Raw genomic sequence first — 17,168 nt, 5'->3', positions numbered from 1 at the left:
TTGGTAACCCGAGATGGGCCCCGCACCAAAACAGTGCTCTACCTCCAACACGCTACATTCCGAGGCTAGCCCTAAAGCTATTTCGGAGAGAACCAGCTATCTCCAAGTTCGATTGGAATTTCACCGCTACCCACACCTCATCCCAGCATTTTTCAACATGCACGGGTTCGGGCCTCCAGTGCGTTTTACCGCACCTTCACCCTGGACATGGGTAGGTCACCTGGTTTCGGGTCTACAACAACATACTAATTCGCCCATTTCAGACTCGCTTTCGCTACGGCTCCGGTCTTTCCACCTTAACCTTGCATGGTATCGTAACTCGCCGGTTCATTCTACAAAAGGCACGCTATCACCCATTAACGGGCTCTAACTTCTTGTAGGCACATGGTTTCAGGAACTTTTTCACTCCCCTTCCGGGGTGCTTTTCACCTTTCCCTCACGGTACTGGTTCACTATCGGTCACTAGGGAGTATTTAGCCTTGCGAGATGGTCCTCGCGGATTCCGACCGGATTTCACGTGTCCGGCCGTACTCAGGATCCTGACGGGAGGTCAACACTTTTCGCATACGGGGCTATCACCCTGTCTCGCTCAGCTTCCCAGCTGATTCTGCTAAATGTTAACTTTGTAACTCCACAATGTCAGTCCTACAACCCCAAAGTGCAAGCACTTTGGTTTGGGCTCTACCGATTTCGCTCGCCGCTACTGACGGTATCGATTTTTCTTTCTATTCCTGTTGCTAATGAGATGTTTCAGTTCACAACGTCTACCTTCAACCTAACTATATATTCATTAGGTGATAACTTGCATAACAAGTTGGGTTCCCCCATTCGGAAATCTCCGGATCAAAGCTTACTTACAGCTCCCCGAAGCATATCGGTGTTAGTCCCGTCCTTCATCGGCTCCTAGTGCCAAGGCATCCACCATGCGCCCTTAATAACTTAACCTATCAACTGACGTTGATGATATAAGTTTGAGTATGTGGCTCAAGGCCACAAGCGATTTTAAACTAATTTAAAAAACTCAAAAAATTACGCGGTGTATTTTTTCGGCTCAATTTATATTGATTAACAATATTAAATGAATTTAAAAATTTACAATTATGATTCAGTTTTCAAAGAACTAATATCGCAACCCGAAGATTGCAATGGAGAATATCGGGATCGAACCGATGACCCCCTGCTTGCAAAGCAGGTGCTCTCCCAGCTGAGCTAATTCCCCATATATGGGACTGAGAGGACTCGAACCTCCGACCTCACCCTTATCAGGGGTGCGCTCTAACCAGCTGAGCTACAGTCCCATGGTCATATATGGTATGTATATGTTTGAGTGTAAGTCACTCAAAACTGAATATCGTTTCAATGAATGTGTAGGTTTCCGATTTTCCTTAGAAAGGAGGTGATCCAGCCGCAGGTTCTCCTACGGCTACCTTGTTACGACTTCACCCTAATCATCTGTCCCACCTTAGACGGCTGGCTCCCGAAGGTTACCCCACCGGCTTTGGGTGTTACAAACTCTCATGGTGTGACGGGCGGTGTGTACAAGACCCGGGAACGTATTCACCGCGGCGTGCTGATCCGCGATTACTAGCGATTCCGACTTCATGTAGGCGAGTTGCAGCCTACAATCCGAACTGAGACGTACTTTAAGAGATTAGCTCACCCTCGCGGGTTGGCAACTCGTTGTATACGCCATTGTAGCACGTGTGTAGCCCAGGTCATAAGGGGCATGATGATTTGACGTCATCCCCACCTTCCTCCGGTTTGTCACCGGCAGTCTCACTAGAGTGCCCAACTGAATGCTGGCAACTAGTAATAAGGGTTGCGCTCGTTGCGGGACTTAACCCAACATCTCACGACACGAGCTGACGACAACCATGCACCACCTGTCACCTTGTCCCCGAAGGGAACGCTCCATCTCTGGAGTTGTCAAGGGATGTCAAGACCTGGTAAGGTTCTTCGCGTTGCTTCGAATTAAACCACATGCTCCACCGCTTGTGCGGGTCCCCGTCAATTCCTTTGAGTTTCAACCTTGCGGTCGTACTCCCCAGGCGGAGTGCTTAATGCGTTAGCTGCGGCACTTAAGGGCGGAAACCCTCAAACACCTAGCACTCATCGTTTACGGTGTGGACTACCAGGGTATCTAATCCTGTTTGCTACCCACACTTTCGAGCCTCAACGTCAGTTACAGTCCAGAAAGCCGCCTTCGCCACTGGTGTTCTTCCATATATCTACGCATTTCACCGCTACACATGGAGTTCCACTTTCCTCTACTGCACTCAAGTCATCCAGTTTCCAAAGCAATTCCTCAGTTGAGCTGAGGGCTTTCACTTCAGACTTAAATAACCGTCTGCGCTCGCTTTACGCCCAATAAATCCGGATAACGCTTGGAACATACGTATTACCGCGGCTGCTGGCACGTATTTAGCCGTTCCTTTCTGGTAAGATACCGTCACACATTGAACAGTTACTCTCAATGTCATTCTTCTCTTACAACAGTGTTTTACGAGCCGAAACCCTTCATCACACACGCGGCGTTGCTCCATCAGGCTTTCGCCCATTGTGGAAGATTCCCTACTGCTGCCTCCCGTAGGAGTATGGGCCGTGTCTCAGTCCCATTGTGGCCGATCAGTCTCTCAACTCGGCTATGCATCATCGCCTTGGTAAGCCATTACCTTACCAACTAGCTAATGCACCGCGGGACCATCTCTTAGTGATAGCAGAACCATCTTTTAAATAACAACCATGCGGTTGTCATTGTTATACGGTATTAGCATCTGTTTCCAAATGTTATCCCCTGCTAAGAGGTAGGTTTCCCACGTGTTACTCACCCGTTCGCCACTCTTTGCAATGTCCATCGTCATATCTGAGCAAGCTCTTCAAATCAGTTGAACCACAAAGCGTTCGACTTGCATGTATTAGGCACGCCGCCAGCGTTCATCCTGAGCCAGGATCAAACTCTCAATTTGAAGTTTGAGTATAACTCAATTTTTGTTGTTTAACAGAAGTTAAACGAATTTACTAGCGAATTGACTTCGCAAATGTTTTTGCATCAAGCTTAGCTTGATGACCCTACACATTTGTTTCATCGAAACGATATTCAGTTTTCAATGACCTACGTCGTCGCCCTGACGACTTAATCTATAATACAGAAGTCATAATCAATTGTCAACAACTAATTTCACTTTCTGTTCACATGTTGTTCACATGCGTCGTACCTGTTATTTGGTACTTGAATAATATACCCCTAAATGGAATGTTCGTCAACTGCTAAGATTTACAAATATTTTCCGAACAATACAAAAAGGACTCCCATCGCTGAGAGTCCTTTGTTTTATATCTATATATAGTAACTTCTATTAGAACAAAGCTAGTTGGTTTTCGTCCGGCATCCCCGCAAGCACGCCGTTTTCATCAAGATAATCCATCAATGTCTTAGAAACACCACCACGTTGAGCCAGGTCTTCCTTTGACAAGAATTCACGTTCCGCACGCGCAGCAATGATGCGCTTGGCAACGTTATCTCCCAAACCAGGCACAGCGTTAAACGGTGCAATCAATGTATCACCATCCAACAACCACTGTTCAGAATCAGACTTATAAAGATCGACCATGCTGAACTTGATGCCACGTTCCAGAGCTTCATTTGCCAACTCTAGTACAGTCATCAAATCCTTATCCTTGGCAGACGCTTCATTTCCCATCTTACGAATCTCTTGGATACGGGCCTTTGTCGTATTCAAACCACGTGACATTGCCACAATATCAAAGTTACTTGCACGCACTGAGAAGTACGCTGCGTAGTACAACGTTGGGAAGTATACCTTAAAGTAGGCAATGCGCAATGCCATCAAGACATAGGCTGCCGCGTGGGCACGCGGGAACATATACTTAATCTTCAAACCAGATTCGATATACCATTCCGGCACACCCGCTGCACGCATTTCGGCTTGGTACTCATCCGAGATACCCTTACCCTTACGCACCTTTTCCATGATTTGGAATGATGATTCGGGTTGTACCCCATAGTTAATCAAGTCGGTCATGATCTTGTCACGCGTTCCAATAACAGTACCGATTGTCGCCACACCACGTTGAATCAACTCATCGGCGTTACCACGCCACACGTCAGTACCGTGAGACAGACCAGAAATCTGTAGCAGTTCTGAGTAATTCTTCGGGTGCGTCTCTTCCAACATACCGCGAACGAAGGCCGTACCAAATTCCGGCACACCCAACGTTCCCGTCTTAGAGAAGATTTGCTCTTCTTCAACACCCAATGACTCTGGTGATGAGAACAAGCTCATCACACCCGGGTCATTCATCGGAATGGTTTGTGGGTCGATACCCGACATATCCTGTAGGGCACGAATCATCGTGGGATCATCGTGTCCCAGGATATCCATCTTCAGGATATTATCGTGGATTGAGTGGAAATCAAAGTGCGTTGTACGCCAAGTAGCCGACAAATCATCAGCCGGGAACTGAATTGGCGTAAAGTCATAGATTTCCATATCGTCCGGCACGATCAAGATACCGGCCGGGTGCTGTCCAGTCGTACGCTTAACACCTGTTGCACCCATTGCCAAACGTTCAATCTCTGCACCACGGAAACTAATATCGTGGTCACGCTCATATGCCTTCACGTATCCGAACGCTGTCTTATCGGCAACGGTCGCAATTGTTCCAGCACGGAACACGTTGTTCTCACCAAACAGTGACTTCATGTAGTTGTGGGCAAATGGCTGATAGTCACCCGAGAAATTCAAATCGATATCGGGAACCTTGTTTCCCTTAAATCCCAAGAAAGTCTCAAACGGAATATTGTGGCCATCCCCAATCAGCTTCGTCCCATCAATTGGGCTGAGCTTCTCCGGCAAGTCATAACCAGATTCATATTCACGTGGGTCAACGAATTCAACATAGTCACCACTCTCACTACGATAGTGCGGTGGCAACGCGTTAACTTCCGTAATCCCCGCTAGCAAGGCAATCAATGATGATCCAACAGAACCACGTGATCCAACCAAGTACCCATCCTTATTCGACTTCGCCACCAAACGTTGGGCAACCAAGTAAATAACCGAGAATCCATTGGAAATGATTGAACGTAGCTCCTGCTCAATACGCGCCTCAATAATTTCGGGTAGCGGATTACCATACATACGATAAGCCGTTGCATATGACTTTTCACGAATTTCATCGTCAGCTGTCGGCATGTTAGGTGGATAGTTTCCACCCTTAATTGCCTCAACCTCATCAATCATATCGGCGACAACGTGTGTATTATCGATGACCAACTTCTTAGCTAGGTCTTCACCCATCCAAGCAAAGTCATCCAACAATTCTTGGGTCGTGCGGAAATGCATATCCGGCAAACTATAACGGTTCAACGGATTAGCACCACCTTGTGAGCTAATCAAAATCTTACGATAGATAGCATCCTCAGGGTTGAGATAGTGCACATCCCCAGTAACAACAACTGGCTTACCCAATTCATCACCAATTTTCACGGCTTGCATCATCAAATCACGCAAACGGGCTTCGTCTTGAATCAATTCACCTTCCAAAGCTGGCACATAATTAGCTGATGGTTGAATTTCGATGTAATCGTAGTATTCTGCCTTAGCCTTAGCTGCAGCATATCCCTTTTGCATCAACGCTTCCCAGAATTCACCGGTACTATCCCCGGTTCCAAGTAGCAATCCTTCACGGTACTTGTTCAACAAAGAACGCGGTACACGTGGTACACGCTGCAAGTACTTCGTGTTTGATTCAGAAATCATCTTATAAAGGTTCTTAACACCTTCTTGCTTTTGCACCAACACAACCGCGTGATTAGGCCGTCCGTGCTTCCATGCATCGTTGTCCATCATGTGGTCATTCAATTGGTCAGCATACTCGATGCCATACTCTTCACGTGCTTGCTCCAAGAACACACGGTTCAAATGACCCGTTGTCTCAGAGTCAAAGATGGCACGGTGGTGTTGCTCCAACACAATACCAAAGTGCTTAGCCAACGTGTTCAAACGGTATGAACGCATGTTTGGGTATAGGAAGCGGGCCAAAATCAACGTATCGATGACTGGGTTCGAGATTGGGTCTAACCCGTGACGGGCATAACCTTCTTGCATGAACCCCATGTCAAATGTCACGTTGTGTCCAACCAGAATGGCATCCCCGTAGAACTCACGGAATTCTTCAAAGACCTGCTTTTCTGATTTAGAACCACGCACCATGTCATCCGTGATTGATGTCAAATCAACCGTGGTTTGACTTAGTGGGAAGCCAGGGTCGATAAATTCTGAGAATTCAGCAACCACGTTTCCCTTAACCATACGGACGGCTGACAATTCAATTACCCGATCATAGGCAGCTGAAAGACCAGTCGTCTCGACGTCGAATACCACAAATTCAGCTTCATCAAGCTTGGTGTGATCTGGGTGGAAGATAATCGGCTCACCATCTTCAACCAAGTTAACCTCAACACCGTAAATCATCTTGATATCATTCTTAGCAGCTGATGACGCTGCTTCAGGGAAACCTTGGGCGCCGGCCGTATCTGTAACGGCAATTGCATCCATGCCCCACTTGGCTGCTTGCTTTACGTAGTCACCAATACCGTTAGTCGCATCCATCGTCGACATAACAGAGTGCGTGTGCAATTCAATGCGCTTCTTCTCGCCTTCATAAGGATCGATGCGTGGCGCGTGCTTAATCACTTCAATGTCGTAGGCCGTCATCGTCAAATCACGGACAAAGTCGTCTTGTTGAATTGGACCGCGCGCACGAATCCACGTACCCGGCTTCAAATCAGCAAAGAACGCTTCATCATTTTCATCACGTGAGAACTTCTTCAAGATAAATGAACTCGTGTAGTCCGTCACCTTCATCGTCAACAATTGACGTTCAGACTTCAAAACACGGACTTCGGCATCAAAGACATACCCTTCGACGATAACAGAACGTTCTTCAGTCTCGATATCAGCCATCTTGGTGATTTCAGAATCAGCAGCAATCTTGCGACCAAGCGTACCTGGCGCACCATTCCCGCCGCCACCATTACGTGGCGCAGATTGACGTTGCTTGGCTGCTTGTTCGATTTGCACCTTGGCCATTTCAGCTAATTGTTGATCCTGCGCAGCACGTTGCGCCATGACTTGCGCGTGTGATTCAGCAGCCAATTGTTCATCAACTTGGATGTTAAATGGTAATTGATAACCAACCCCAAGCTTCTTGTAGGTGTTTTCAATAATTGGCAATCCAGTTTGACGGGCGTAGTTCGCCCAAACTGCTGTATCAAACGTCAAACGCAATTGGTTGTCAGCAATTTGTGGCAACACATGGGCAAATGCCTGACGGAAGGCACCCGGTTCATTTTGATGTTGTTGCAACACCCATGTCCAATAATCAACGATTTGTTGGGCATCTGGCTGGGTTGCCAAATGCAATTGGTAAGTGGTCTGCGCAATATTGGCAAAAGCCGTTTGCATACGTGCTACCAAAGCAGCCATATCTTGCACTGGTGGTAGCGCAGGCATTTCCAAGTGGAATTGCCAAACCTTAGACTGTTTGTGCACGGCTAGCTTGGTCAATGCCGTTTGCTGCAAACTAGCAGGGACTTCCTCATATTGCAATTGTTGCAATAGCGTTTGGAATTGTTCTTGTGCGGTCAACGCCATGTTAGGGGCTCCCTTCTCTCATTTTTCAATATGCGTTTAATTATACCTTGTTCTAGTTACAACGACGTATCGAATTAACATACAAACAAAAAACGCCATCCAACTTAATGGATAGCGTTTAGCGGATCAAGCCGAACGGGCAATTCGGCGATCTATTCTTATGACATGTCTCAGCATATCATAAATTTTTAAGGAGTAGGTTTCAGGTTGGTTAGACCTGTAGGTTATGAGTAGTATTTATGGGTTGTCGAATGAATATCACTGTATCCCTTATCGACATCCTTAATATTACGCACGCAAACTTAAACTAATAATAAACCAGCATTTAGAAATGGGTAAATGCCAATACAGTTAGCACAGCAATGACAGCCCACAAAAACTTGCGCATACGGTCGTCCTCCTTCACTTATCTTTGATACTTACTAGTATTGCACGAAAATGTGTCTATTTTATGAAAGCGTTATCAATCACAACCAACAAAAAAGCTACCCGGCATTAACCAGGTAGCTTTCTAACTATCTTTAATTAAGCTTGTGCATCAACTTCAGGGTGCAACAAGATTTGTAGCGTTGCCACCAATTCTTCAGCACGGACTTCGATCGCTTCGTCAGCCTTACGCAACTTAACTTCAACGATACCTTCACCGGCCTTCTTACCAACCGTGACACGGACTGGCAAACCAATCAAGTCTGAATCGTTAAACTTAACACCGGCACGTTCGTTTCGGTCATCAACCAAAACTTCGTAACCAGCTGCAACCAACGTATCGTTCAAATCGTCAGTCAACGCCTTTTGCGTTTCATCTGAGTACTTCATTGGTACCAAGTGAACATCCCAAGGTGCAACTGATGTTGGCCATGCCAAACCGTTTTCGTCAGCGTTTTGCTCAGCAATCGCTGCCAACAAACGTGACACACCAATACCGTATGAACCCATGATGACATCAGCTTGACGACCGTTAGCATCCAAAACTTGTGCGCCCATCGTCTTTGAGTAACGCGTACCCAACTTGAAGATGTGACCGATTTCGATACCCTTAGTAAATTGCAAGTGACCCTTACCGTCAATTGCCAAATCACCTTCACGAGCCGTACGAACATCAGCCACTTCGTCGATGCGGAAGTCGCGATCAACGTTGGCGTTCAAGTAGTGGAAGCCAGCTTCGTTACCACCAACCGTAATGTTAACCATGTCAGTTACCCATTCGTCGGCGATAATCTTAACGTCTTCACCAACACCAACTGGTCCCAATGAACCAAATGGTGCACCCAAGATTTCTTGCGCTTCCTCTTCAGTTGCCATACGCAACTCGTCAGCGTGCAAGAAGTTTTGAACCTTAACTTCGTTCACTTCGAAGTCACCACGAACCAAAACCAAAACAGGTTGATCATCGGCGTACATGAACAACGTCTTAACCAATTGGTCAGGTGTTGTTTGCAAGTATTCAGCCAATTCTTCGATCGTCTTAACTTCAGGCGTGGCAATCTTTTCCAAATCAGCCATTTGCGCGTGTGACTTGTTAGGCGTGTACAAATCCTTCGCCATTTCCAAGTTAGCTGCGTAATCTGACTCATCTGAGTAAGCGATGATATCTTCACCAGCTTCAGCAGGAGCTGAGAACTCCTTTGAGTCTGAACCACCCATGGCACCAGCGTCACCAACGATGACACGGTAGTCCAAGCCAATACGATCAAAAATGTTGATGTAGGCTGATTCCATGTTCTTGTATGACTCATCCAAACCTTCTTGGTCAACTGAGAATGAGTAGGCGTCCTTCATAATGAATTCGCGACCACGCAAAACACCGAAGCGTGGACGGTTTTCATCACGGAACTTTGTTTGGATTTGGTAAACCGTCAATGGCAAACGCTTGTATGACTTAATGTCATCGCGAATCAACGTCGTCATCGTTTCTTCGTGAGTAGGTCCCAAAATCATGTCGCGGTCGTGACGGTTCTTCAACTTAAACAAGTTTGGACCGTACGTGTCATAACGACCTGACTCTTGCCACATTTCAGCTGGCAAAAGCATTGGTGCTGACATTTCAATCGCGTCAATCTTCTCCATCTCTTCACGAATAATCGTGTTGATCTTGTTCAAAACGCGTTGTGCCAATGGCAAGTATGCGTAAACACCGGCTGAAACCGGACGCATGTAACCGGCACGCAACATCATTTGGTGCGAGATAACTTCAGCGTCGGCTGGAGTTTCACGCAAAGTTGGAATAAAAACCTTTGATTGTTTCATGGAAACCTTCCCTCATCCCTAATCTTGACGACATAACGTCACTAAAAATTCTTTTACTAGTTTACCACAGTTACCCAAGAACTACCCTACTCATTCGCACAAAGTATACAAAAAGGGATGCCGAATCGGCATCCCTTCCTCACTTACTTAAAAAAATAACGCAAAATATCGTTTCCAGTAACCGCCACCATCAACAGTACCAAGAACAAAACACCAGCCAACGTGACCGTTGTTTCAATCTTTTCAGGTACCGGACGACGGATGACTGCTTCAGCTGCATTCAACAACAACTTACCGCCATCCAAACCAGGGATTGGTAGCAAGTTCATCATGCCCAAGTTAACTGACAACCACGCTGCAAATGACACAATTGCCAAGAACCCATATGAACTAACTTGTTCCGTATTCTTGTAAATGGCAACCGGTCCACCTAACTTATTCAGTGAGAATCCTTGCACCAAGTTCTGAATCGCGCGGAAAATCTGCGTCATCGCTTGTCCTGTAGCTCGGAAAGCATACGCCACACGTGGTCCGACCGCCTTGGTTGTGGTTGGTGTCACCCCGATTTGACCAATCGTCATACCACCATTCTTAACCGACTTAGGCGTCACCTTCGTGGTCAATTGCTTACCATCACGTTCGTACACTACTGTCGTCTTCTTACCTGGCAATGCTTGAATCGTATCTTGCATCTTTTGCCAAGAAGTCATTTTAACGCCGGCGATTTGTTCGATTGTGTCGCCCTTTCTCAAGCCAGCACTCGCTGCTGGTGAATCTTGCGCGATTGATTGCAACGTTGTCGTTGTCACGCCAGGCATTGCAAATGCCAAACCAAGGAACAACACCAACGTCAAAATGAAATTGTTCATCGGACCAGCGAAGTTAATCAAAGCACGTTGCCACAACTTAGCTGATTCAATGTGCGTATCACGTGGTGCAACTAGGACTTCGGTACCGTCAGCTTCAATCACTGACGCATCGTGATCAACGGCCAACTTAACCAACGTTGACTCATCCCCATCCCAGTAACCTTCAATAAACATGTCATCCACCAAGTCGATGCGGTTGACAGTTAAGGCACGACCACCGACCAATTCAGTTTGTTCTGACAAATTCAAGCGTGTTACAACACCGTCCGTTTCAACAACGACGACCGTCATACCTGGGCGAATACTTTCTTCTTCAGCCTCCGCGCGTCCCGCCATACGAACATAACCACCAACTGGCAGGATACGAATCGTATAGGTCGTACCGTTGCGTCGCGTCTGTAGCAACTTGGGCCCCATCCCAATTGCAAACTCACGGACACGAACGCCGGACTTCTTCGCAAAATAAAAATGTCCAAATTCGTGCACGACCACTAACAGGCCGAACACCAAAATAAACGTAATAATTGTTGTCATCAGTTAAACTCTCCACGTGTTCCCATTATGCTAGGCCTAGTATACAACAAAAGCCTGAAGGAAACTTTAATTTCCCCCAGGCTTACGAATCTTTTAGTTTAGTGGAACAAACCAATCAAGTACATCAATGGCAAAACAATCAACATTGAGTCAAAACGATCCAAAATACCACCGTGACCAGGCAAGACATTTCCTGAGTCCTTCACCTTGTAGAAACGCTTCAAACCAGATTCAATCAAATCACCGAATTGACCGGCTACTGAAAGCACGATGCTGATGACAATCATAACTGGCCAGCTGTAGGCTTGTGGGAAGAAGTACGTGTAAACGGCTGCTGCAATTACCGCAACCACCGTTCCACCAATTGAACCTTCCCAAGTCTTGTTCGGTGAAATCTTCGTTAGCTTGTGCTTACCAAGCTTGCGACCAATCATGTAAGCGCCTGAATCCGTCAACCAAACAATCAAGAAGGCAAACATCAACGTATCCAAGCCAGTGTTACGTGCGGCCACCATCATGCCGAATCCCATACCAACGTACATCATCGTCAACGTGAATACACCGGCATCCTCAAAGCTAAACTTGTTCTTAGCAATCACCGTGTGCAACAACATCAAGATAACAAAGATGTACAACAATGATGAGCGGTGCAAAACAACTGGCGTTTGAATGGCATCCCACAAATTGACTGGTAACGTCATCACCAAAGCACCAATCATCGTCAAAATTGCTCCAAAATCAACCAACAACGTCTTGCGCATCAAGACGACTTCCGCAGCTGCAATCACTGCAAGCACTGATGCTGCCACTTGAATCCAAATACCGCCAGCGTACAAAATTGGCAAGAAAATCGCCAATGCGACAATGGCCGTAATGACACGTGTCTTCATAGTCCTAAACTTCCTCTATTTTTTATCACTTTTATTTTCTGCAATGCCACCAAAACGACGATCGCGTGATTGGTAGGTTGCGATGGCTCCTTCGAAAACAGATTGTGTCATCTCAGGCCAGTGCTCGTCAACAAAGACGAATTCAGCGTATGCCAATTGCCACAACAAGAAATTAGACAAACGCATTTCGCCACTGGTACGAATTAGCAAATCTGGATCTGCATATTCGCCAAGTGGTGCCGTCATCATAGCGCCACTAATCGTTGCTTCATTAATTTCTTCAGGCTTAAGCTCGCCAGCCGCAACTTGTTCGGCCAACGTTTGCACACCTGTCACGATTTCAGCGCGACCACCATAATTCAAGGCAAAGTTCAAAACCATCCCCGTATTATTAGCAGTTTGCGCAATCGCATCATTAACGGCACGTTGCGTATCAGCAGGCAGTTGATCAATATACCCCATCACATTGACACGGACATTGTTTTCAATCAGCTCAGGTACGAAGGTATCAAAAAACTTCCCTGGCAACTTCATCAAGAACCCGACTTCAGTCTCAGGACGCTTCCAATTTTCAGTTGAAAATGCGTACAATGTCAGCACCTTAACACCCAAATCACTGGCTGCCTTGGTAATATCCTTAACCACTTCCATACCGCGTTGGTGACCGGCTACACGAGGCAAGTTTTGTCGCTTAGCCCAGCGTCCGTTTCCATCCATAATAATCGCAATATGGTTAGGGATGCGTGTCTTATCTAATTGTGTCGTTGTTTCTGAATCGATGACTCGTCGCTTTTTGAAAAACACAACGTTTCCTCCGCCTCTATAAATCTAAAATGCGCAACCAATAAGTTAGTTACGCATGTCAATCTTACCCATTATAGCAGTTTATCAGACTGCGTATAGGCTTTTAGTCCAACGATAACGCTTACTTAGTAAAAACTGACTCATCGTCATCATCAAACGCACCACCCAACAAGGCTTCAATTGTATCCAAAACCCCGTTGTGATTATTGTCGTTTACGGCCAAATTATTAATACGAACCTTCATAAAGTCCTCGGCGTTTGGCATAACAAATGGGTACTTCACGTAGCGAAGCATTTCCAAATCATTACCATTGTCTCCGAAGGCCGCCATTTCTTCTGGCTTAATATTCCATTCCGCTGCTAGTTGTTCCAGGCCAGTACGCTTGTTAACCCCTGGCGCTAAGATATCAACCGATCCGAATCCTGAACCCGTGGTGTGCAACTCTTCACCGAAGACATCGCGCAATTGTTGCACGTGATGGTGCACATCAACGTCTTGGTCCCAAACTAATGAAAAGCGGAAAATACTATCTTCGACATCCATAAACTTTTCAACTTGGTGAACCGTTGGATAGAACGTCTTAACAGCCGCAATCATTTCAGGCGTCGCATGGTTTGAAACATAGGCCCCATTCGTTCCTGACAAAATAATCAAATTATCCATGTGCGCATGTGTCTCAGCATTCCATTGCAAGACACGTGCAATTTGGTCAGGTGACAATGCTGATTCAGCCAACACTGTATTCTTGTGGGTAATCAACGCACCATTATCTGATACATACGTAATGCGGTCAGGGTTAACCGGTTCAAAATAAGAACGCAGTTGCTTATATTGGTTACCGCTTGCTGCGACAAAGCGGATGCCACGTTCGTCCATTTGATCTAACAATGCCTCCATTCGTGCATAGTCAAATGTGCGATCATCACGTAGCAATGTACCGTCCATATCGGTTGCAATTAACTTAATCGTCATTGTTCTGCTTCCCTTTCACAATTAATTCACTCTTTTACCTAAAAGTCATTATAACAAACTGTCCGAGACTGCGCCGAATTTGCTACAATTATAAGGTTAGTTTAGTTAATTACATTTAGATGAAAAATATCATTAAAAAGGAGGCCGTTCATGAATGACGATTATCAAGCCAGCTTAAATCGACTCAACCAATTAGATGGACCACAAGCCACGGTTTCATCAACCGAACCACTTCACCGCGGCCCACAGCGTCGACAACAACACATCGACAACCGACCACAGTGGCAACAAATTCAGTGGTTCTCGATTTTGTTTGCTGTTGTGTCACAACTAGCAATTTGGTGGGTTTATCCACTCATTTATTCAAAAAATTTGACGAGTGGTCAATGGCAACACAACCCACTTTTGATGACCTACAGTCTTATCTTGGCGTTGGCGATTTTCTTAACCTTTAACCGCGGTTTCTCACGCTGGTTAAACTTCGCAGTTATCTTGATTCCAATTGTCTTCTTGTACTTCCTATATAAACAAGTCACGATTCAACAAATCATCTTGTTAGGTTTGTTGCCTCTAGCGTTACTGTTGATCAATGTTAAGTGGTTAAACCTACAAAACATTCTTGGTTTAATTATGTATTCTGGCATCGCCACATTAGCCATGCCGGTCGTCATTTTCTATCAACAAAACACTTATCTGACACTACCATTTATTCTAAGTTTGTTGCCATTGCTATTCAGTTACCTGTACTACATGAGTAGCATTTTCGTACCAACCGGGCGCAACAAGCGTGCCACATCTTTGGCCTTCGGTATCATTCTTTTGCTGGATGTCTTAACGTTGCCATGGAACTTATGGACCTTACTAGCAATTATCATTATCGTCTTCACATGGATGGTTCTAATTAATCTCGACTTGAAGCCTAAGTACCGTATGGGCATTTTCTCCCTACTACAAGCAATCACTGTGTTGGTTATTTTCCTACAGCAAAAATAGCAAAACGCCCTCGCACAAATTTAGTGCGAGGGCGTTTTTTTAGATTTCTGATGTAACTGGGCGGCGCTTAACGCGATAAACAAAGACAGCTGACGCGTTACCGATGACTAACATCGTTAGCAAAAAGACAATTGGATGGTTCTTAGCCATGCGAACTGGCCAAACACCTTCTTCCGTACGGCCAGCGTTCACATCACGGGCCCAACGGCGATTTTCCAAGTCTGGTGTATCAACTGCTCCGACAATCACGGGCTCTGACTTTGCATTTTCCGAAACCGAAATATCTGTCACCTGCGTAGGCTTCGTTTCGCCATCGGGTGATTCAATAATTGGTTCATTATAGTCAGATTCTGTGTGCCCACTAAACTTGTCTTTAACACCTTGAATCATCTCGTCGAATTTCTCAATCAAAGATGATTGGGCTACAACTGGGCGTACAGCATCTGCGCTTGCTGCTCCCAACGTTGCCACGTTCATTGCCATAAAGGTGACAAAACATAAAATTGCTGATCGTTTTTTCATCGTTTTACTCCTCTAAAAAGAAAGTGCCCTTTCTCCGTCCAATACCCTGAAAAAACTTTTCATGAGCCACCACAGTTCACAATGTCGTTCCAAGTTATTTACAGTCTACCCTATATAATCTTCTAATTTTAGGCGATTGTTTGAATAAGCTATGTCCTTGAAATCGCATTCATTGTTTTATTCGTGTCCTTTTTATGGGCTTTATGTGCCTTGTCCATCATTTTGGACGAAGCAGAAACGTAACGTCCCACGGATTGATAATTTTTGACACAAAAAAGACCTGTACAAATTTTACAGGTCTCATTACTCGTTACGCCTTAAATTGTAGCTTAGCATCCGCAACTGCATACCAATCCTTTACACGATCAGCTACCTGACCATCAGGGAAGTAAGTTGGGTACCAATAGTCGATGAAGTTCAACTCATCAACATGGGTTTGCTCATCATTACGCCAAGCGTCACGAACTGTCGTGTCACCGGTCTCTAGGTTCACCTTAAATCGAACGACAAATTGTTGTCCATCGATGTGAACGTACAATTGACGTAGTCCTGCCTCGCCTGGGAATGGTTCTGACGTAATCTCTGCATTGGTCTCAGACAACACATCAACGGCATGTTGTCCCATGTAGCCATTGTCCGCCATCATGCGCAAAACCATGGCAACTGTGTAATCACGCATCGTGCGTTCCTTGAAATATGCCTTGTAATCAAACATTTGTGATTGCCCCCTAAAACGTTGTTGCTAACAACTTTACCTGTTCCAAAATACTTAGTAACTCTTGGTGCGCTTCATCATAAGCAGCCATTTGATCCCCAAATTGCTCATTGAAGCCTTCCAAACCACCTGCGATAAACGCGTACTCAAACGCCGTCACCTTTTCAAAGGCATCTGTAAACGTTTGCCAGATGTCATCATCGCTTTCTTGCGTTTCCAAGAAGAATTGAATGAAACGGGCATCCGAATACCCCATTTCGAATTGCACCGCTAGTTGGCGCTTGAACTCGTGTTGATTCTTAATATGCAAGAAGTGGTGTTCTGTGTTCCAAGTGACACGTTCTACTGCTTTTAATACTGTTTGATTCATCACTAATAAGCCTCGTTTCTTTTCAACACCTAAATGTTAACACTTTGAATTCGCGTGGGTACAAAAAAGGCACTCGAATTTCCGAGTGCCCATCATTGATTACAATTCGGCCAATGTTGCTGAATGACGTTCCCCGTTAAAGTAGAAATCTAGTCCTTCTGCAAATGGTACTTTGTTATCTGCGACTGCTTCAAACAGCGTCCATGATGCTTGCAACTTGCGCGTATCAACATCCCCAAAGACATCAACAATGTTGGCTGCCTTCAAATCCAAAACAATCTTCGTGACATGCAACAAACGCTCAGCTAGTGTCTCGTTTGCCAAATAAGCACGAGCCTCATCTGCATCTGCCACACCATAATAAACCGCACGTTCACTTGAACCTAGTGAACGCAACTGGGGGAATACCCACCACATCCAGTGTGAATCCTTCTTACCAGCCGTCAATTCATCAACCGCCGTTTGAAAGCTGTTTGCGTTTTCTTGTGCCAAAACAAATCGTTGCACATCATTTGCCAATGCTTCATCCATGACCTATCACCTCATTCATATTGATAAGTTAATTCTAGCAT

General features: G+C 45.5%; 11 protein-coding genes, 2 tRNA genes and 2 rRNA genes (1 of these 15 running past the window's edge). 1 reads left to right on the top strand and 14 read right to left on the bottom strand.

The window, feature by feature from the left end; translation table 11 throughout:
- The 10 genes from ACAW68_01705 to ACAW68_01660 all read right to left on the bottom strand — a co-directional run.
- Positions 1-945 (bottom strand): 23S ribosomal RNA (locus ACAW68_01705) (it extends 1,970 nt beyond the left edge of the window).
- A gap of 201 nt (positions 946-1,146) precedes the next feature.
- Positions 1,147-1,219: transfer RNA gene (locus ACAW68_01700), tRNA-Ala, on the bottom strand.
- A 5-nt stretch (positions 1,220-1,224) separates the two neighbouring features.
- Positions 1,225-1,298, bottom strand: a tRNA-Ile gene (locus tag ACAW68_01695).
- 91 nt (positions 1,299-1,389) lie between these two features.
- A 16S ribosomal RNA gene (locus tag ACAW68_01690) occupies positions 1,390-2,966 on the bottom strand.
- The 16S and 23S rRNA genes sit together here with 2 tRNA genes alongside, the layout of an rRNA operon.
- Positions 2,967-3,356: 390 nt before the next feature.
- A complete protein-coding gene (locus tag ACAW68_01685) occupies positions 3,357-7,679 on the bottom strand; it encodes a PolC-type DNA polymerase III (protein ID XGA16315.1) in 4,323 nt (1,440 codons plus the stop codon).
- 525 nt (positions 7,680-8,204) lie between these two features.
- On the bottom strand, positions 8,205-9,926 hold the full coding sequence (locus tag ACAW68_01680; protein ID XGA16314.1) for a proline--tRNA ligase: 1,722 nt from the start codon (positions 9,924-9,926) through the stop codon (positions 8,205-8,207).
- A gap of 143 nt (positions 9,927-10,069) precedes the next feature.
- Positions 10,070-11,329, bottom strand: a complete 1,260-nt coding sequence (gene rseP / locus ACAW68_01675) for an RIP metalloprotease RseP (protein ID XGA16313.1) — start codon at positions 11,327-11,329, stop codon at positions 10,070-10,072.
- 98 nt (positions 11,330-11,427) lie between these two features.
- Entirely contained in the window at positions 11,428-12,219 is a 792-nt protein-coding gene (locus ACAW68_01670; GenBank protein XGA16312.1) for a phosphatidate cytidylyltransferase, read from the bottom strand.
- Positions 12,220-12,234: 15 nt separating this feature from the next.
- Positions 12,235-13,023 carry an isoprenyl transferase gene (locus tag ACAW68_01665; protein XGA16311.1) on the bottom strand — a complete coding sequence of 263 codons (789 nt, stop codon included), beginning with the start codon at positions 13,021-13,023 and terminating at the stop codon, positions 12,235-12,237.
- 121 nt (positions 13,024-13,144) lie between these two features.
- The gene (locus ACAW68_01660) at positions 13,145-13,996 is read right to left on the bottom strand and encodes a Cof-type HAD-IIB family hydrolase (GenBank protein ID XGA16310.1); all 852 of its coding nucleotides are present in this window, start codon (positions 13,994-13,996) and stop codon (positions 13,145-13,147) included.
- 150 nt (positions 13,997-14,146) lie between these two features.
- On the opposite strand from ACAW68_01660, the gene ACAW68_01655 reads away from it, so the two are divergent.
- Positions 14,147-14,989 (top strand): hypothetical protein, encoded by an 843-nt coding sequence (locus ACAW68_01655; protein ID XGA16309.1) that lies wholly within the window; start codon positions 14,147-14,149, stop codon positions 14,987-14,989.
- 39 nt (positions 14,990-15,028) lie between these two features.
- On the opposite strand, the gene ACAW68_01650 is transcribed toward ACAW68_01655, so the two are convergent.
- The 4 genes from ACAW68_01650 to ACAW68_01635 all read right to left on the bottom strand — a co-directional run bounded on the left by ACAW68_01650 (position 15,029) and on the right by ACAW68_01635 (position 17,127).
- Entirely contained in the window at positions 15,029-15,511 is a 483-nt protein-coding gene (locus ACAW68_01650) for a hypothetical protein (GenBank protein XGA16308.1), read from the bottom strand.
- A 310-nt stretch (positions 15,512-15,821) separates the two neighbouring features.
- Positions 15,822-16,226: a hypothetical protein gene (locus ACAW68_01645; GenBank protein XGA16307.1), complete on the bottom strand. Its 405-nt coding sequence runs from the start codon at positions 16,224-16,226 to the stop codon at positions 15,822-15,824.
- Between the two features lie 13 nt (positions 16,227-16,239).
- Positions 16,240-16,596, bottom strand: coding sequence for a hypothetical protein (locus tag ACAW68_01640; GenBank protein XGA16306.1), 357 nt, complete (start codon positions 16,594-16,596; stop codon positions 16,240-16,242).
- A 99-nt stretch (positions 16,597-16,695) separates the two neighbouring features.
- A complete protein-coding gene (locus ACAW68_01635; protein XGA16305.1) occupies positions 16,696-17,127 on the bottom strand; it encodes a DUF1810 domain-containing protein in 432 nt (143 codons plus the stop codon).
- Positions 17,128-17,168 lie beyond the last annotated feature (41 nt).

The organism is Weissella confusa (assembly GCA_041871065.1).
In the GTDB taxonomy this organism is placed as follows: Bacteria; Bacillota; Bacilli; order Lactobacillales; family Lactobacillaceae; genus Weissella; species Weissella confusa_A.
Note: the sequence above shows the minus strand (reverse complement) of the source record. Positions and strands in the feature narration are given on the sequence as shown.